Here is a 16,690-nt window from a genome sequence, read left to right on the forward strand (position 1 = left end):
CGTCGTCGCCGTGAGCGAGCAGATCCGCTGGGGCATCGTCGGGCCGGGGCGCATCGCGCAGAGCGTGATGGGCGACTTCGCGCACGTGGACGGGGCGCGGCCGGTGGCCGTGGCGTCCCGCTCGGCCGACCGGGCGCGGGCGTTCGCGCAGCAGCACGGGCTGGAGCGCGCGTACGGCTCCTACGCCGAGCTCCTCGCCGACCCCGACGTGGACGTCCTCTACGTCGCCACGCCGCACCCGCAGCACCACGCGATCGCGCTCGCCGCCGTCGAGGCCGGCAAGGCGCTGCTGGTGGAGAAGGCGTTCACCGCCACGACCGCCGGCGCGCAGGAGGTGGTGACGGCGGCCCGCGAGGCCGGCGTCTTCGTCATGGAGGCGATGTGGACGCGCTTCCAGCCGGCCGTCGTCCGCATGCGGGAGCTCATCGCCGACGGCGCCATCGGCGAGGTGCGCTCGGTGCAGGCCGACCTCGGCGTCGACCGCGCCTACGACCCCGCCGACCGGCTGTTCGCCCTCGAGCTCGGCGGCGGCGCGCTGCTCGACCTCGGCGTCTACGTCGTCTCCTTCGCCCAGATGCTGCTGGGCACCCCCGACACCGTCACCGCGGCCGGGTCCACCTACCCCACCGGCGCCGACGCCGAGGCGGCGCTGCTGCTCGGCTGGGAGGACGGCCGCTCGGCCACGCTGACCACCTCGCTGCGCTACCCGACGCCGGGGCAGGCGCGGGTGTTCGGCACCGGCGGCTGGATCGACGTCCTCCCCCGCTTCCACCACCCGGCCACGATCGTGCTGCACCGCACCGGCGCCGAGCCCGAGGAGATCACCCGCCCCGCGGAGGGGGTCGGGTACTCGCACGAGCTCGCCGAGGTCACCCGCTGCCTGCAGGAGGGGCGGACGGAGTCCGCGGTCATGCCGCTGGCCGACACCCTCGCCGTGCAGGAGATCCTGGGCCGCGCCGCCGAGCAGCTCGGCGTGCGGCACCGCGAGGACCCGCACGTCCTCGGCTGATCAGGCGGCGGCCCAGGCCGCGCCGGTCGCCTCCTCCGGCGTCGGCACCCGGGTGGGCGTGCGGCCGGCCCGGCGGACGGCGCCGGCCAGGGTGACCGCGTCGACGACGGCGGCGCCGCCCGGGTCGTTGTTCATGTAGACGAACACGTCCTCGTCGTCGGCGTACGTCTCCGCCAGGCGCTGCGCCCACTCCTCGAGCACCGCCGGCGGGTAGGCCCAGCCCTCGGCGCCGGTGTGCAGCCGCAGGTAGCCCCAGCCGGTGGTGCGCCACAGCGGCGTCACCGGCCGCTCGGCGCGGTCGGCCCAGCACAGCGCCGCGCCGTAGCGCTCGAGCAGTGCCCGGACCTCGTCGGTCCACCAGCTGTCGTGCCGGGGCTCGACGGCGACGCGGATGCCCGGCGGGAAACAGGCCAGGCAGTCGCGCAGCAGCCCGGCGTCCGCCTTCAGCGTGGGCGGCAGCTGCAGCAGGACGACGTCGAGGCGGTCGCCGAGGCCTGCGGCGTGCTCCACCAGCCGGGCCACCGGCTCCTCGGGCTCGCGCAGCCGCCGGACGTGGGTGAGGAAACGGCTGGCCTTGACCGCCCAGCGGTAGTCGGGCGGCGTGCGCTCGCGCCAGGCGGCGAAGGTGTCCCGCTCGGGCAGCCGGTAGAACGCGGCGTTGCTCTCCACGGTGGCGAAGTGCCGGGCGTGGTGCTCCAGCCACAGCCGCTGCGGCAGGCGCTGCGGGTAGAAGCGGCCGCGCCAGTCGCGGTACTGCCACCCCGAGGTCCCGATCACCACGGCCACGACGTCGGCCTACCCTGCGCGCCCACGGCCGACGCGCCCGCCCGCTTCGAGGACCTCTGCGTCGACGCCCGCGACCACCAGGCCCTGGCCGACTGGTGGTGCGCCGCGCTGGGCTGCGTCCGCCGCGACACCCTGCCCGACGGCACGCCGCGCGAGCGGGACCGGCCCGTGCCGATCGAGGACCCCACCGGCGCCGGGCCGCTGATCTGGCTCGACCCGGTGCCCGAGGAGAAGGTGGTCGAGAACCGCGTGCACCTCGACGTCGTCGGCGACTCCGCGGCGCTGCAGGCCGCCGGCGCCACGGTGGTGCGCGCCTCGGACGCCCGGCCGGGCCACGAGCCCGACGAGGACGCCGGCGAGATCGGCTGGGACGTCCTCGGCGACCCCGAGGGCAACGAGTTCTGCTGCTTCCCGCTGCCGCAGGACTGAGGGCCCGCCCCACCCGAGGTGTTCTCGGCCCCCGAACGCCGACAGGGGCGGCCCCGCGCGAAGCGGGACCGCCCCTGCCGGGCGTTGCCGGTGTTACGGGAGGGCGGGACTCAGAAGTCCATGCCGCCCATGCCGCCGTCGCCACCGGGCATGGCCGGGGCGGCCTTCTCCGGCTTGTCGGCGATGACGGCCTCGGTGGTGAGGAAGAGCGCCGCGATGGAGGCGGCGTTCTGCAGCGCCGAGCGGGTGACCTTGGCCGGGTCGATGATGCCGGCCGCGACCAGGTCCACGTACTCGCCGGTGGCGGCGTTGAGGCCGTGGCCCACCTCGGAGTTGCGCACCTTCTCCGCCACGACGCCGCCCTCGAGGCCGGCGTTGACGGCGATCTGCTTCAGCGGCGCCTCGAGCGCGACGCGCACGATGTTGGCACCGGTCGCCTCGTCACCCTCGAGGTCGAGCTTCTCGAACGCGACGGCGGTGGCCTGCGCCAGGGCGACGCCACCACCGGCGACGATGCCCTCCTCGACGGCGGCCTTGGCGTTGCGCACCGCGTCCTCGATGCGGTGCTTGCGCTCCTTGAGCTCGACCTCGGTCGCGGCGCCGGCCTTGATGACGGCGACGCCACCGGCCAGCTTGGCCAGGCGCTCCTGCAGCTTCTCGCGGTCGTAGTCGGAGTCCGACTTCTCGATCTCGGCGCGGATCTGGTTCACCCGGCCGGCGATCTGGTCGCTGTCGCCGGCGCCCTCGACGATCGTCGTCTCGTCCTTGGTGACGACGACCTTGCGGGCGCGGCCCAGCAGGGAGACGTCGGCGGTGTCGAGCTTGAGGCCGACCTCCTCGCTGATGACCTGGCCACCGGTGAGGATGGCGATGTCGGTCAGCATGGCCTTGCGGCGGTCACCGAAGCCGGGGGCCTTGACGGCCAGCGACTTGAAGGTGCCGCGGATCTTGTTCACGACCAGGGTCGCGAGGGCCTCGCCCTCGACGTCCTCGGCGATGATGGCCAGCGGCTTGCCCGACTGCATGACCTTCTCCAGCAGCGGGAGCAGGTCCTTCACCGAGCTGATCTTCGAGTTGACGACGAGCACGTACGGGTCGTCGAGGACGGCCTCCATGCGCTCGGCGTCGGTGACGAAGTAGGGCGAGATGTAGCCCTTGTCGAAGCGCATGCCCTCGGTGAGCTCGAGCTCGAGGCCGAAGGTGTTGCTCTCCTCGACGGTGATGACGCCTTCCTTGCCGACCTTGTCCATCGCCTCGGCGATGAGCTCGCCGATGGCCGGGTCGGCGGCGGAGATCGACGCGGTGGCGGCGATCTGCTCCTTGGTCTCGACGTCCTTGGCGGTCGAGAGGAGGTACTCGGTGACCGAGGCGACGGCCTTCTCGATGCCCTTCTTCAGGGCCATCGGGTTGGCGCCGGCGGCGACGTTGCGCAGACCCTCGCGGACGAGAGCCTGGGCCAGCACGGTGGCGGTGGTGGTGCCGTCACCCGCGACGTCGTCGGTCTTCTTCGCGACCTCCTTGACCAGCTCGGCGCCGATCTTCTCCCAGGGGTCCTCGAGCTCGATCTCCTTGGCGATGCTCACACCGTCGTTGGTGATGGTGGGAGCGCCCCACTTCTTCTCGAGGACGACGTTGCGGCCCTTGGGGCCGAGCGTCACCTTGACGGCGTCGGCGAGGGTGTTCATGCCCCGCTCGAGGCCGCGGCGCGCCTCTTCCTCGAAGGCGATCATCTTGGCCATGTGGTGATGTCCTCCATGCATGGATCGCTGCACGGCCGGGACCGGCGCCCGCGACGGACGACACCGGCGCGGCGGGCTCCCATGTGGCCCGCGCTCCTGTGCCTCACCGTTCCGACCTGATTGGCACTCGGCACTGTCGAGTGCCAACCGGAAGTCTGGCACTCGCCCCTGCCGAGTGCAAGAACGGGGGGTGGGCGGCGCCTGTTCCCGGGCGGGTCAGTCGGTCAGGCGCGCCAGCACGGCGGTGTACGCCGCGCCGAACAGCAGCAGGGGAACCAGCCAGACCCAGCCGTAGCCGGAGAACCCGATCACGGTCACCCACGCCCAGCCGCTCTCGGGGTGCGAGGCCGACAGCCCGGTCGCCAGCCAGGCCCACGGCAGGACCGCCCAGCACGCGGTGCCCGCCAGCCAGTACACGAGCCGGCCGGGCCGCCGCGGCCCGACGGTGCGCGCCACCACCACGACGACGAGCAGCGCGAGCACCCAGGTCGCCACGGGGACCGCGGGCGACGGGCCGGTCCAGCGGCCGGCGTCGTCCTGGCCGCCGCTGCGCACCCCGGCGACGTGGAGGACCCCGGAGACCGCCGCCAGCAGGACGAGGACCGCGGCGTGGGCGGCCAGCAGCGACGGCGCCCAGCTCACCGGCGCCGGCCCGGGAACGGCTGCGGCCCGGCTCCCGCGGAGGGAACCGGGCAGCAGCACGGGGGTACGGAGGGGGCTCAGGCGACGCGGACGCCGTCGGCCTGGGGGCCCTTCTCGCCCTGGACGACCTCGAAGGTCACCCGCTGACCCTCGTCGAGGCTCTTGTAGCCGTCCATCTGGATGGCCGAGTAGTGGACGAAGACGTCCTGGCCGCCGTCGACGGCGATGAAGCCGAAGCCCTTCTCGGCGTTGAACCACTTCACGGTGCCCTGTGCCACGTGTGCTCCCACGTTGGTGCGTGCGGACGGTCCCCGTGATCCGGGGACCGGGGTACAGCTCTTCCGCCCGTCGGACACGTGCGTGGAACTGACGACCGCGCGAGACGGTACAACAGGCACGCCGCCGTGGGGAGATCCTGGACACACGACTCGGGGACGATCGGGCGGGATGTCACCCGCCGGATCGACGTCGGCGAGCCTACGCCCCCCGCCGGGGGCTCAGCCGATGAGCCCCGCGGACCGGACCGACCGCAGCGACGGCTCCACGCGGTGGGTCGGGCCGACCACCGGCAGCAGCGGGTCGAGGGTCTTGAGGCCCTCGCCGGTGTTGAGGACGACGGTCTCCCGGCTCGGGTCCAGCCGCCCGTCCTCGACCAGCTGGCGCAGCACCGCGACGGTCACGCCGCCGGCGGTCTCGGCGAAGACGCCGGTGGTGCGGGCGAGGTCGCGGATGCCCTGGACGATCTGCTCGTCGCCGACCCGGCCGACGGCGCCGCCGGTGCGCCGGATCGCGTCGAGCGCGTACGGGCCGTCGGCGGGGTTGCCGATGTTCAGCGACTTGGCGATGCCGGTGGGCTTGACCGGCTTGACGACGTCCCAGCCGTTGTCGAAGGCGGTGGCGATCGGGTCGCAGCCGGCGGACTGGGCGCCGAAGACCCGCCACTCGGTGTCCGCGACGATCCCGGCCCTGACCAGCTCCCGCCAGGCCTTGTCCACCTTGGTGAGCAGCGAGCCCGAGGCCATGGGGATGACCACCTGGGCCGGGATCCGCCAGCCGAGCTGCTCGGCGATCTCGTAGCCCATCGTCTTGGAGCCCTCGGCGTAGTAGGGCCGCACGTTCTGGTTGACGAAGGCGGTGTCCTCGAACTCGTCGGTCTCGGCGAGCTCGCTGGTCAGCCGGTTGACGTCGTCGTAGGAGCCGTCGACGGCGACCAGCGTCTGGCCGTAGACCGCCGACTGCACGACCTTGCCCGGCTCCAGGTCGGACGGGATGAACACGAACGACGGCAGGCCGGCGCGGGCGGCGTGCGCGGCCACCGAGTTGGCCAGGTTGCCGGTCGAGGCCGCGGCGATCTTGCGGTAGCCCAGCCCCTTCGCGGCGGTGGCGGCGAGGCTGACCACGCGGTCCTTGAACGAGTGGGTGGGGTTGGCCGAGTCGTCCTTGACCCACAGCCCGCCGGTGATGCCGAGCTCGGCGGCGAGCCGGTCGGCGCGGACCAGCGGGGTCATGCCCGGGTCGAGAGAGACGCGGTCGGCCGGGTCCTGGCCCACCGGCAGCAGCGCGGCGTAGCGCCAGATGTTCTGCGGGCCGGCCTCGATCTGCTCGCGGGTGACCTGCCGCATGAGCTCGGGGTCGTAGTCGACCTCGAGCGGGCCGAAGCACTGGGCGCAGGCGTGCTCGGCGATGAGGCCGAACGTGGCGCCGCAGTTGCGACAGACGAGGCCACGGGCGGGGCTGGGCGGGACCGGGCCGCCGGCGGCGGAGTCGGCCTGGAGAGAACCGGGAGCGGTCAGGGTCATGCGACGACTACCTCCTCATCTTCCCCGCGTCGGGCCGTCGAGCCGCGCGGGACGGAATTGGCACCTCTCGCCGCTCGCGCGAGCGCGGTTGCCGGGGCTTCACCGGGCCGTGTCCCTCTGCCCCTCTGGATGAGTGGAACGGGCCCGACTCTACCCGGCTGCCGGGACCGCCCCCGGCCCCGGCCATGCTGGGCGCCGTGGCTGCGCGCATCGTCTACACCGACCTCGACGGCACGATGGTCGGACCGCGGGGGTCGTTCTGGCACGCCGCCGACGGCTCCCCCACCGCCGAGCCGGCCACCGCCCTGCTGGAGCTGCACACCGCCGGGGTCGCGCTGGTGATCGTCAGCGGGCGCACCGCCGACCAGGTCACCGAGGCGGGGCGGATCTTCGCCGCCGACGGCGCGATCGCCGAGCTGGGCTCGCTGGTGACGTGGAAGGGCGGCCGGGAGCGGCACGAGCTGACCGGCGAGCTGCCCGCCGAGTACGCCGGCCGCACGCCGATGGACGTGATGGCCGAGCTCGGCGTCGTCGAGGCGCTCTGCGCCGCCCACCCCGGCCGGCTGGAGTGGCACGCGCCCTGGCACACCACGCACGACGGCGACGCGCTGCTGCGCGGGTTCGTCGACCCGCTCGCCGTCGACGCGTGGCTGGCCGAGCGCGGCCTCGGCTGGCTGACGCTCAAGGACAACGGCGCCATCCCCGCCTCCGCGCGGCTGCGGCTGGCGCCGGAGGGCCAGCTGGCGCGGGTCTACCACCTGATGCCGCGCGGCATCTCCAAGGGCGCGGCGATCGCCTGGGACCTCGAGCGGCGCGGCGTCGACCCCGCGGACGCCGTGGCGATCGGCGACAGCGCGAGCGACCTGGAGATGGCGCCCGCAGTCGGCCGGCTGTGGATCACCGCCAACGGCGCGGAGGTCGAGGGCATGGCCGGGCTGCTGGGCGCCGTCCCCAACGTGTCGGTGACCGCCGAGCCGATGGGCGTCGGCTGGGCCGAGGCGGTCCGGGCGAGCCTGTGACACCGCGGTCCCACCGGTGGAAGGACCTCCTCCTCCCCACCCCTCGCAGGCTCGGGGCGGGACCCGGGAGGGGGCCACGTCCGGGGCCCCGCTCGGGCACGACGACGCTGCGCGTCAGGAAGTCACGTCGCGCCGGGCGAAGTGCCGGAAGCCCAGCGCCGTGAAGACCGCGGCGTAGACCAGCGACTGGACGACGCCGCGGAACAGGTCCGAGGAGTCGACCGGCGTCTGCAGCAGGTCGGTCCAGGCGAACTCCTCCGCGGTGGGGAACCAGTCGCGGATCGACCCGAGCTGCTCGACCTGGTCGAGGATGGCGAACACGACCGTCGTGAACACCGCCCCGCCGACGGCGGCCAGCGGCGCGTCGGTGATCGTGGACAGCCAGAACGCCAGCGTGCCGACGACGAGCAGGTGCACGGCGAGGTAGCCGAGCATCCCGGCCAGCCGGAGGAGCCCCTCGCCCTGCGACAGGGTCACCCCGACCGGCGTCCGGATCTCGCCGAACCCGAACGCCAGACCGCCGGCGACCACCGCGACGACGGCGAGGGTGAGCAGCGCGCCCACCGACTGGACCAGCGCCGCGAGCCACTTCTGCCGGAGCAGGCGCATCCGGGGCACCGGCGTGGCCAGCGTGTAGCGCAGCGAGCCCCACTGCGCCTCGCTGGCCACCGTGTCGCCGAAGAACAGGGCGTAGACCACGACGAGGAAGAACGACGTCGTCGCGAACAGCACGAACAGCGTGAAGTTGAGCCCGCTGGCGGTGGCGACGTCGACCAGGTTGATCCGGCTGTTGGTCTGGGCGTCCTCGCTCGCCCCCAGCTGCAGCGCGGCGATGAGGACCAGTGGCAGCGCCACCATCGCCGCGAAGACGCCGATCGTGCGGCGCCGCTTGAACTGCCGGCGCAGCTCGACCGACAGCCGCAGCGTCCGCTCGGGCCGGTAGCCGGCGACGGCGCCGGTGGGCTGGACGTGCTCGGTCGCGGTCACGACTCCCCCACGAGTGCCAGGAACGCGTCCTCCAGGCGGCGGCGCGGCGTGAACTGGTCGACGGCGACGTCCGCGGCCACGAGCGCCTGCAGCGCCGTCGCCCGCGAGGTCTCCGGGCCGAGGTCGGCGACCAGGCCCTCGTCGGTGCGCTCGACGGCGACCCCGGGCAGCCCGGACAGGACGGCGGCGGCGCGGTCGGCGTCGGCGTCGTCCGCGAGCCCGACCAGCACCGCGCCGCCGGTGCCGACGATCTCCTCGACCGTCCCCTGCGCGATCTTCTGCCCCTTCGCCATGACCACCACGTGGGTGCAGGTCTGCTCGATCTCGCTGAGCAGGTGGCTGGAGACGATGACCGTGCGGCCGGTGGCGGCGTAGTCGCGCAGCACCTCGCGCATGGCGTGGATCTGCGGCGGGTCCAGCCCGTTGGTCGGCTCGTCGAGGACCAGCAGGTCGGGCAGGCCGAGCATGGCCTGGGCGATCGCCACCCGCTGCCGCATGCCCTGGCTGTAGCGGCGCACCGGCCGGTCGATGGCGGCGCCCAGGCCCGCGACCGCGATCGCCTCCTCCATGTGCGCGTCCCCGGCCGGGCGGCCGGTGGCGGCCCAGTACAGGCGCAGGTTGTCGCGGCCGGACAGGTGCGGCTGCAGGCCGGTGCCCTCGACGAACGAGCCCAGCCGGGACAGCACCGGAGCGCCGGGGCCGACCGCGTGGCCGAAGACGGTGATCCGCCCGGAGTTCGGCCGGATCAGGCCCATGAGCATGCGCAGCGACGTCGTCTTGCCCGCGCCGTTGGGGCCGAGCAGGCCGAGCACCTGGCCGCGGCGGACCTCGAAGGACAGGTCGCGGACGGCGACGAAGCCGTCCTTGTAGGCCTTGGTGATGCCCTCGAAGCGCAGCGGGACGTCCTCGCCGTCGGGCTCCACCACCGAGGTGACCCGGCGCCGGCGGCGGCCCCACAGCACCGCGGCCAGCCAGCCGAGCAGACCGAGGGCGGCGACGGCGCCGAGCAGCCACCACCAGCGGGAGGTGCCGCCGTCGGCCTGCGGCCGCCCCTCGACGGTGGGCACGGCCAGCGCGGTGCCGCCGTTGCCGGCCCCGGCGAGGGCGACGGAGTAGACGGTGGCCTCGGCCGGCAGCGCGAAGGCCTGGTCGGTCGAGGAGACGACGACACGCATCGTGTGCCCGGCCTCAAAGCGGTGCACGATCCCCGGCAGCGTCACGGCGACCTCGGTGGGCGCGGCCGGGTCGGCGGACAGGCCGGTGAGCGCCAGCGGGGCGACCAGCCCGCCGGGCAGGGTCTGGGCGCCGTCGGGGCCGACGTCGTAGAGCTTGGCGAACAGCGTGGCGCTGCCCGTGGGCGAGGCGACGGCGAGCTCGACGGTCGGCGCGCCGACCACCTCGACCGCCTCGTCGAGCGGCTCGCTGGCGAAGGCGGCGAACTGGCCGGGGATCTCCACGGCCTGGCCGCCGAGCGCCGAGGCCACCGCACCCAGGCCCGGGACGGTGGTGATCGCGGCCGGGGTGCCGCCGGCGGGCGTGACCACCGGCTGGGTGCCGCCGTCGAGCGCGACGCTCTCCCGCTGCGCCGGTTCCCCGCCGTCGAGGCCCGGGTAGGCGCCGGCGAGCACGCTCCGGGTGCCGCCCTGCACGCTGCCCAGCCCGCTGCCGAGGCCGGTGGGCGCGGGGAACTCGAAGCCGGTGCCGGGGTCCTCGCCGCGGGCCGGATCGTCCTCGTCGCGCAGGTGCCAGTCGAACCAGCCGGCGACCTGGTCGCGCAGCTCGGCGGTCTCCCGCTCCGACGCCTGGGAGTCGTGGCCGCCGGCGTACCAGACGACCTTGACCGGGGTGCCGGTCGCGGCGATGCCGCGGGCGTTGGCGTCGGCCTGGCCCAGGCCGAACAGGGAGTCCTCGGTGCCCTGGACCAGCAGGGTCGGCGCGGTGATGCGGTCGAGCACCGCGGCCGGGCTGCTGCGGTCGAGCACCGTGGCCACCTCGGGCGTGAGCGTGCCCGAGGCCGCGGCGGACTGGTAGGCGGCGCAGATGTCGGCGCGGAACCGGCCGCAGGTCAGCGCCTGCTCCACCACCGCGGGGTCCACCGACGCCGGGTCGAACGGCAGGCGGGGCGCGGCGTCGCCGGAGACGGGGGCCGCGTCGCCGGTGTCGCCGGGCTCCTCGCCGGAGTCCTCGCCGTCCTCGGCCTCGGCCGCTCCCCCGCCGCCGAGCGCGTCCAGCAGCCCGCCGGTGGGCACAGCGCCCACGCCGAAGAACAGCCCCGACCACAGCCGCTTGTAGACGCCGGCGTCGGCGGGCTGCGGCGTGGCGGCGACCGTCGGCGCGTCGGCGGCGCCGGTCTGGGAGGGGAAGAGCGCGGCGGTCAGCGAGTTCCAGGTGATCTGCGGCGCGATGGCGTCGACCCGGTCGTCGTAGGCGGCGCCGAGCAGCGACAGCGCCCCGCCGTAGGAGGCGCCGGCCACGCCCACCCGCGGGTCGCCGTCGCCGTCGCGGAGGACGTCGTCGCGGTCGGCGAGCAGGTCGAGCAGCGTGGACAGGTCGGCGACCTCGTAGCGCGGGTCGTCCAGGCCGATCTGGCCGGTGCTCTCGCCGAACCCGCGCGCGGAGTACGCGAGGACGACGTAGCCGCGGCCGGCGAGGTCCCGGGCGTCGTCGGCGACCGACCGCTTGCTGCCGCCGAAGCCGTGCGCGAGGACCACGGCCGGTGCCGGGTCGTCGGCGGTGGCCGAGGCCGGGAGGTAGAGCGTGGTGTCCAGCTCGACGGCGTCGGCGCCCGAGCCGGAGGGGACCCGCGCGTCCTCGGTGCGGACGTCCTCGGCGGCGGCCGCCGGGGTGGGCAGCGAGCCGACGAGGGTGCCGGTGAGCAGGAGGGCGAGCAGGGCGCCGGCCACCGCGCGGGCGCCGGGGCGCGGGCGGGGTGTCACGGGCCCGCGGAACGGACGCACGCTGCGGCCAACGGACGGTGCCGCGCCGGGGTTCCGCAGGTGTCGGGACGGGCGCGACCGGAGGCGGTCAGGGCTGGAACCCGCCGGCGACGACGACGACCAGGCCCGGGTCGGCCACGCCCGGCACCTCGAAGAACCGCACCGCGGGCCCGGTGGTGATGCCCGGGAAGGCCTCCATGAGCTGCTGGGCGGACCGGCGCTGCGCCTCGTCGCCCTCCTCGAAGAAGACGGTGGTGGCGGCGACGTCCCCGCCCTCGTAGGCCCCGACGCCGGCCGTCGTCCAGCCCTGCGCGGCGAACGCGGCGGCGACGTCGGCGGCCAGCCCGCCGGTCTGCGTGGCGTTGAGGACGGTCACCGGCACCCGCACCGGGGTGCTCGGCGCCTCCTCGACCGGGGGCAGCGGCTGGGCCGACAGCGGGGGCAGCGGGCCCGACGACGGCGCCACGGACGCCGAGGCCGAGGCCGACGGCTCGCTCGTGGGCGTCGCCGCCGAGCCGGCCTCCTGCGCCGCCGGGGAGGCGAAGCTGTAGACGCCGAGCACGACCAGCGCGACGACGACGACCGCCAGCAGCGCGATGCCGGTGCGACGGCGCGGTGGCGCGTCCTCGCCGTCGGCGGCGCGCAGCGCGGCGCGGGAGACCCCGGCCCGGCGCGCGGCCTTGCGGCGCTCGGCCTCCATGGCCTGCCGCTCGGCCTCCTTCGCCTGGCGCTCGGCGCGCATCGCGGCGCGGTTGCCCACGACGCCGGTGCCGCCGGTCGACGGGCCGGTGTCCGGCTCGGCGTCGCGGTCCCGCTGCGCGCGGTCGCGGCGGCCGGCGACCTCGCGGTCGGGGATCGCCTCGGTCAGCGGCGCGGCGGGGGCGCGGTCCCGGGTCCGGTCGCGGGACACCTCCCGCTCGGGGATCGCCTCGGTCGCCGGGGCGGGCGCCCCGGACCCGGCGCGGTCGCGGGACACCTCGCGGTCGGGGATCGCCTCGGTGGGCGGGGCGGCCGGCGTGGCGGTGCCCGCACCGGAGGGGCTGGTCCAGTCGCGGTAGCCGTTCCCGGCGGGGGCCGCGTCACCCGGGGTCCGGCCCCGGTCCCGGGGCTGCGCGGGCTCCGCCGCGGGCGGGGTCTGCGTCCGGCCGCGGGCGGGCGGGCGGGCCGGCTGCTCCCAGGGGTCCAGCGGCGGCGCCGCCGGCTCGGCGGCCTCCGCGTCGGGCCGGGGGACCGCCTGGAACGGGGCGACCGTGGTCTCGGGCGGCGCGGGACGGGCCGGCGGCGTGGGCGCCGGGCGGGAGACGGCCGGCGACTGCGCGGTCGGCGGCTCGACCGCGGGGCGGGCCGGCCGCTGCGGCGCGGGCGCCTGCCGGGTGGCGGCGCCGGCGGCCACCGGCGCGGGGACCCGCGGCCGGGCCGGGGCGGCGGGCTGCGCGGGACGCGACCGGACGGCCGGCGCCTCGGGCTGCGGCGCGCGGGCCGGCGGGCGCTGCGGCTCGGCCGCGCGGGCGGACGTCGCCGGGGGCGCGGGTGCCGCCGGCGGCGCGGCGGCCGCCGGGCGGGCGGCCACGGCGGGGCGGGCGGACCGGCCGGTGAGCCGGCGGCGGTCGGTCTCGTCCCCGGCGCCGAGCAGCGCGTCGCGGCGGCGGTCGGCGCGACTGCGGCCGGTACCGGGCGTCGTCGGGTGGTCGCTCAGCTCCGCGGCGCCCGGGTTCACGCCGGGGCCGGGCGCCGTGGGCAGGTCGGGCAGGGGCGCGCTGGGGTGGTCGGTGCGGCGCCGGCCGCCTGCCACCGGGGCTGACGGCCGGTCCGGTTGGTCACCGCCTGGTGCCGCGTGCCTGCCCACGGTCACCAAATCTAGAGGGCAGACGAGTCCTTGCCCAGCAGGTGAGGCGAACGCCGCTGCCGCCGCGCGGTGCGCAGCCGGCGCAGGCGGCGGACGAGGAGGGGGTCGGCCTCGAGCGCGGCCGGGCGGTCCACCAGCGCGTTCAGCACCTGGTAGTAGCGCGTCGGGGGCAGGCCGAACCGCTCGCGGATCGCGGTCTCCTTCGCGCCGGGCTGGCGCCACCACTGCCGCTCGAAGGCCAGCATCTCGTGCTCGCGCCGGGTCAGGCCCGCGGGCTGCGCGGGGCCCTCACCGGACTCCGAGCCCCCCGGCGGGGAGACCGCGGGGTCGGGGTCGGGGGTCATGGTCGGGTCCGTTCGATCGGGGGGAAGCCGTCACCCACAACGGTAGGCCCGGGGGGTGACAGGCCACAGCCCGAGACGCGCGGTCAGGCCGCGGCGGGCACCTGCTCGGCGGCCGCCCGGCGGCCGGCGGCCCGGACCGAGCGCAGGCTGTCCACGGTGAACACCGCCAGCGCCGCCCAGACGATCGCGAAGCCGGCCAGCCGCGCCGGGGGCATCGGCTCGTGGAACACGAAGACGCCGAGCGCCAGTTGCATGAGCGGCGTGACGTACTGCAGCAGCCCGACCGTCGACAGCGGGATGCGCCGGGCGGCCGCGGCGAACAGCAGCAGCGGCACCGCCGTCGCGACGCCCGACGCCATGAGCAGCAGGAGGTGGCCGGTGCCCTCCGACCCCGCGGTCCCGCGCCCGGTGGCCTGCAGCACGCCGAGGAACACCAGCGCGGGCAGGAAGGTCACCGCCGTCTCGACGAACAGGCCCGGCGCCGCCTCCACCCGCACCAGCTTCTTGAGCAGGCCGTAGCTGCCGAACGTGGCGGCCAGCGCCAGGGCGATCCACGGCGGCCGGCCGTGGTCGACGGTCAGGACGACGACGGCCACCGCGGCCAGCCCGACCGCGGCCCACTGCAGCGGGCGCAGCCGCTCGGCGAAGACCACGACGCCGAGCAGCACGCTGACCAGGGGGTTGATGAAGTAGCCGAGCGAGGTCTCGACGACGTGCCCCGAGTTCACGCCGTAGACGAAGACCAGCCAGTTGGCCGCGATGAGCACCGAGGCCCCGGCCAGGACCAGCAGGGTGCGCCGGTCGGTGACCGCCGCGCGGACCAGCGCCCACCTCCGCAGCAGGGTCAGCAGCACGGCCACGAACAGCAGCGACCAGACGATGCGGTGGGCGACGATCTCCACCCCGCCGGCCGGCTCCAGCAGCGGGAAGTAGAGCGGGAAGACGCCCCACAGCCCGTAGGCGGCGAGTCCCGCTGCCGTGCCCGCCCGCCGCTCGTCCACGGCGGGCAACCGTACGCCGCGCGATCAGGTGGTCTGGATGTAGTCGACGAGGTGGTCGCGCTCGTCCTGCAGCTCGTCCAGGCGCGCCTTGACGACGTCGCCGATCGAGACGATCCCCAGCAACCGGCCGTCCTCCACGACGGGCACGTGCCGGATGCGGTGGTCGGTCATCGTGCGGGCGAGGTCGTGCACCGAGGCGCCGGGCACGCAGGTGCGCACCTCGGCGGTCATCAGCGCCGACACCGGCCCGTCGAGGACCTCCGGCCCGGAGGCGTGCAGGGCCCGGACGACGTCGCGCTCGGAGACGATGCCGTCGACGGTGCCTCCCTCGCGGGAGACGACGAGCGCGCCGATGCGGTGCTCGGCGAGCAGGGCGAGGGCGGCGCGGACGGGTCGGTCCGGCGCGACGGTGACGACGTCGGGGCCCTTGCGGCGGAGCAGCGAGGCGATCTGCACGGGAGCCCTCCCTCACTCGGCGGTCGCAGTGTCCACCCGCCGCCGTGGCAGGGGCAACGGCCCGGACGTGACGCTCCCGTCCCGGTTCCCGGGGTGGACAGCGGGGCCTACCGTCGAGTCGTGCGCACCCAGCACGCCGCCCCCGCGACGTCCCGCCCCACCGCCCTGCAGTGGCTCCGCTACGCCGTCGGCGGCGGGCTGCCCCGGGCGCTGTCGCCGTGGGTGCTGTCGGACACCACCCGGCCGGGATGGGTGCGCCGGCACGTCGCCCGTTCGCTGGTGCAGCTCGCCCCGCTGGTGGTGATCTGCCTGGTCGCCGTCCCGGTGGGGATGGGCTACCGGCTGACCGCGGCGGCCGGGGGGCTGATGGTCGGGCTGATGTACTCGCTGGCGTTCGTGGTGGAGACCACGGAGCACCGGGTCGCCAAGGCCGGTTACCCCGCCGGCACCGCCGCCCGGCTGCGCGAGGAGCGCGCCGAGCGGGCGCGGACGGCCCGCGCCGAGCGGCACCACCCCTACCGCGTGGGCGGGGCGGGCAGCTTCGACTGAGCCGACGGGGGGACTCGAACCCCCAACCGCCCGATTACAAGTCGGGTGCGCTACCAGTTGCGCCACGCCGGCGTACGACGACCACGATAGGGCTCGACCCGGACGGCCCTGCTGCCGATGCTGAGCGCGTGGCACCGATCGACGACCCGGCCGGGCTCCTGCCGCTGGGCCGGACCCAGTTGGACGCGCTGCGCGAGCACCTCGACGCCGTCATCGCGTCCGGCGGCTGCGACCGGACCCACCGCGCCACCGACGCCTGGGCCGCCGGGCACGGCATCGCCCTCGACCGGCTGCACGAGGGGCTCGAGGAGTACGGCGGGTTCTGCGACTGCGAGGTCGTGATGAACGTCGACCCGGCCGCCGTCTTCGACCCTCAGGCGGCCGCCGGGCCCTCCCGCAGGTAGCCGGCCGGGTCGCTGCCGGGCAGCGGGCCCTCGGCCAGCCAGCGGGCGAAGCCGGCGGGGTCGCGGCGCTCGAGCTCGTCCAGGGCCTCCTGGCGGCGGCGGACGATCGACTGCCGCGCCGCCGGGTCCAGCCGGCCGGCCAGCGCCGCCGTCGTGCTCAGCCACTCGCGGCCCAGCGCCGCGGTCGTCAGGGCCGCCACCGGCGGCAGGGAGGTGACCGTCCCGACGGCCTCCCCGGGGCGGGCGCCGGCCACCGGCCGCTGCGGCGCGGGTGCGGCGAGCCGGCCGGGCGCCGGGGCGTCGTCGGGCGCGGCCGGCCGCACCGGGCGGCCGGTGCGCAGCAGCCACAGCCCGAGCCCGCCGAGGAAGAGCACCGCACCGGTCAGGGCGGTGAGCGCCGGACCGCCCAGCACGGCGACGCCGGACAGGAACAGCAGCACGCCGATCGTGACCGCGCCGGCCCGCCAGGCCGCCTCCAGCGGCGTGTACCGCGGCGGCCGGCCGTCCTCGTGCGACTCGCGCGCCACGCCGCCGGCCAGGCAGGAGGTCACCACCGCGGCCAGCGCCACGGCGAGCAGCCCCGGGGGACGCAGGGCGAGGCCGCCGACGACGGCGACCGCGACGGCGGTGAGGGCGGCGAGGCCCACGAGCAGGCGGGCGGGCAGACCGCGGGTGGACACGAGCAGCCTCCAGGAGCGCAGGCCGGGCAGCGGGGACCGGCCCGCTCCCAGGGGAGCGACCGGG

General features: G+C 76.1%; 17 protein-coding genes, 1 tRNA gene and 1 riboswitch. Of the genes, 5 read left to right on the forward strand and 13 right to left on the reverse strand.

Going from position 1 to position 16,690, the window contains the following annotated elements; translation table 11 throughout:
• Nucleotides 1–10: 10 nt before the first annotated feature.
• Nucleotides 11–1,009, forward strand: a complete 999-nt coding sequence (locus tag ACI79B_RS02975) for a Gfo/Idh/MocA family protein (protein ID WP_456928056.1) — start codon at nt 11–13, stop codon at nt 1,007–1,009.
• On the opposite strand, the gene ACI79B_RS02980 is transcribed toward ACI79B_RS02975, so the two are convergent.
• Complete coding sequence (locus ACI79B_RS02980; protein WP_456928054.1) at nt 1,010–1,795, reverse strand: DUF72 domain-containing protein; 786 nt, start codon at nt 1,793–1,795, stop codon at nt 1,010–1,012. It abuts the gene before it with no gap.
• Between ACI79B_RS02980 and ACI79B_RS02985 the strand changes: the two genes are divergently transcribed.
• A complete protein-coding gene (locus ACI79B_RS02985) occupies nt 1,700–2,224 on the forward strand; it encodes a VOC family protein (RefSeq protein WP_457000059.1) in 525 nt (174 codons plus the stop codon). The two genes, ACI79B_RS02980 and ACI79B_RS02985, sit on opposite strands and share 96 nt — an antisense overlap.
• A 110-nt stretch (nt 2,225–2,334) precedes the next feature.
• On the opposite strand, the gene groL is transcribed toward ACI79B_RS02985, so the two are convergent.
• From groL to thrC, 4 genes are all read right to left on the reverse strand, one after another.
• Nucleotides 2,335–3,963, reverse strand: coding sequence for a chaperonin GroEL (groL, locus tag ACI79B_RS02990; RefSeq protein WP_456928052.1), 1,629 nt, complete (start codon nt 3,961–3,963; stop codon nt 2,335–2,337).
• 216 nt (nt 3,964–4,179) lie between these two features.
• Nucleotides 4,180–4,605 carry a hypothetical protein gene (locus ACI79B_RS02995; RefSeq protein ID WP_456928051.1) on the reverse strand — a complete coding sequence of 142 codons (426 nt, stop codon included), beginning with the start codon at nt 4,603–4,605 and terminating at the stop codon, nt 4,180–4,182.
• Nucleotides 4,606–4,682: 77 nt separating this feature from the next.
• Nucleotides 4,683–4,883, reverse strand: a complete 201-nt coding sequence (locus ACI79B_RS03000) for a cold-shock protein (protein ID WP_089405184.1) — start codon at nt 4,881–4,883, stop codon at nt 4,683–4,685.
• Nucleotides 4,884–5,102: 219 nt separating this feature from the next.
• Nucleotides 5,103–6,404, reverse strand: coding sequence for a threonine synthase (gene thrC / locus ACI79B_RS03005; protein ID WP_456928050.1), 1,302 nt, complete (start codon nt 6,402–6,404; stop codon nt 5,103–5,105).
• 12 nt (nt 6,405–6,416) lie between these two features.
• A riboswitch (SAM riboswitch) is annotated at nt 6,417–6,540 on the reverse strand.
• A 61-nt stretch (nt 6,541–6,601) separates the two neighbouring features.
• On the opposite strand from thrC, the gene ACI79B_RS03010 reads away from it, so the two are divergent.
• Nucleotides 6,602–7,423, forward strand: coding sequence for an HAD family hydrolase (locus ACI79B_RS03010; RefSeq protein ID WP_456928049.1), 822 nt, complete (start codon nt 6,602–6,604; stop codon nt 7,421–7,423).
• Nucleotides 7,424–7,537: 114 nt separating this feature from the next.
• Here ACI79B_RS03010 and ACI79B_RS03015 read toward each other — a convergent pair whose 3' ends face one another.
• From ACI79B_RS03015 to ACI79B_RS03040, 6 genes are all read right to left on the reverse strand, one after another.
• Complete coding sequence (locus ACI79B_RS03015; protein ID WP_456928048.1) at nt 7,538–8,410, reverse strand: ABC transporter permease; 873 nt, start codon at nt 8,408–8,410, stop codon at nt 7,538–7,540.
• On the reverse strand, nt 8,407–11,346 hold the full coding sequence (locus ACI79B_RS03020; RefSeq protein WP_456928047.1) for an alpha/beta fold hydrolase: 2,940 nt from the start codon (nt 11,344–11,346) through the stop codon (nt 8,407–8,409). The genes ACI79B_RS03015 and ACI79B_RS03020 overlap by 4 nt, the downstream gene beginning before the upstream one ends.
• 88 nt (nt 11,347–11,434) lie before the next feature.
• Nucleotides 11,435–13,138: a LytR C-terminal domain-containing protein gene (locus tag ACI79B_RS03025; RefSeq protein WP_456928046.1), complete on the reverse strand. Its 1,704-nt coding sequence runs from the start codon at nt 13,136–13,138 to the stop codon at nt 11,435–11,437.
• A 65-nt stretch (nt 13,139–13,203) separates the two neighbouring features.
• The gene (locus tag ACI79B_RS03030; protein WP_456928045.1) at nt 13,204–13,536 is read right to left on the reverse strand and encodes a DUF3263 domain-containing protein; all 333 of its coding nucleotides are present in this window, start codon (nt 13,534–13,536) and stop codon (nt 13,204–13,206) included.
• Nucleotides 13,537–13,619: 83 nt separating this feature from the next.
• Nucleotides 13,620–14,537 carry an EamA family transporter RarD gene (rarD, locus tag ACI79B_RS03035; protein ID WP_456928044.1) on the reverse strand — a complete coding sequence of 306 codons (918 nt, stop codon included), beginning with the start codon at nt 14,535–14,537 and terminating at the stop codon, nt 13,620–13,622.
• Nucleotides 14,538–14,561: 24 nt separating this feature from the next.
• The gene (locus ACI79B_RS03040) at nt 14,562–14,993 is read right to left on the reverse strand and encodes a CBS domain-containing protein (RefSeq protein ID WP_456928043.1); all 432 of its coding nucleotides are present in this window, start codon (nt 14,991–14,993) and stop codon (nt 14,562–14,564) included.
• A gap of 120 nt (nt 14,994–15,113) precedes the next feature.
• Here ACI79B_RS03040 and ACI79B_RS03045 point away from each other — a divergent pair, with 120 nt between their 5' ends.
• Nucleotides 15,114–15,542: a DUF5313 family protein gene (locus ACI79B_RS03045; protein ID WP_456928042.1), complete on the forward strand. Its 429-nt coding sequence runs from the start codon at nt 15,114–15,116 to the stop codon at nt 15,540–15,542.
• Here the strand turns inward: ACI79B_RS03045 and ACI79B_RS03050 are convergent.
• A tRNA-Thr gene (locus ACI79B_RS03050) sits at nt 15,542–15,614 on the reverse strand. The two genes, ACI79B_RS03045 and ACI79B_RS03050, sit on opposite strands and share 1 nt — an antisense overlap.
• Before the next feature lie 56 nt (nt 15,615–15,670).
• Here ACI79B_RS03050 and ACI79B_RS03055 point away from each other — a divergent pair.
• On the forward strand, nt 15,671–15,946 hold the full coding sequence (locus tag ACI79B_RS03055) for a DUF2695 domain-containing protein (RefSeq protein WP_456928041.1): 276 nt from the start codon (nt 15,671–15,673) through the stop codon (nt 15,944–15,946).
• On the opposite strand, the gene ACI79B_RS03060 is transcribed toward ACI79B_RS03055, so the two are convergent.
• Nucleotides 15,916–16,626 (reverse strand): hypothetical protein, encoded by a 711-nt coding sequence (locus ACI79B_RS03060; RefSeq protein WP_456928040.1) that lies wholly within the window; start codon nt 16,624–16,626, stop codon nt 15,916–15,918. The genes ACI79B_RS03055 and ACI79B_RS03060 overlap by 31 nt on opposite strands.
• Between the last annotated feature and the right edge of the window lie 64 nt (nt 16,627–16,690).

The sequence above is a fragment of the Geodermatophilus sp. SYSU D00879 genome (assembly GCF_054050375.1).

Bases quoted from the DNA above. Each gene is read 5' to 3' on its own strand.
- groL (WP_456928052.1), bottom strand. From the start codon at position 3,963: ATGGCCAAGATGATCGCCTTCGAGGAAGAGGCGCGCCGCGGCCTCGAG.
- thrC (WP_456928050.1), bottom strand. From the start codon at position 6,404: ATGACCCTGACCGCTCCCGGTTCTCTCCAGGCCGACTCCGCCGCCGGC.
- ACI79B_RS03030 (WP_456928045.1), bottom strand. From the start codon at position 13,536: ATGACCCCCGACCCCGACCCCGCGGTCTCCCCGCCGGGGGGCTCGGAG.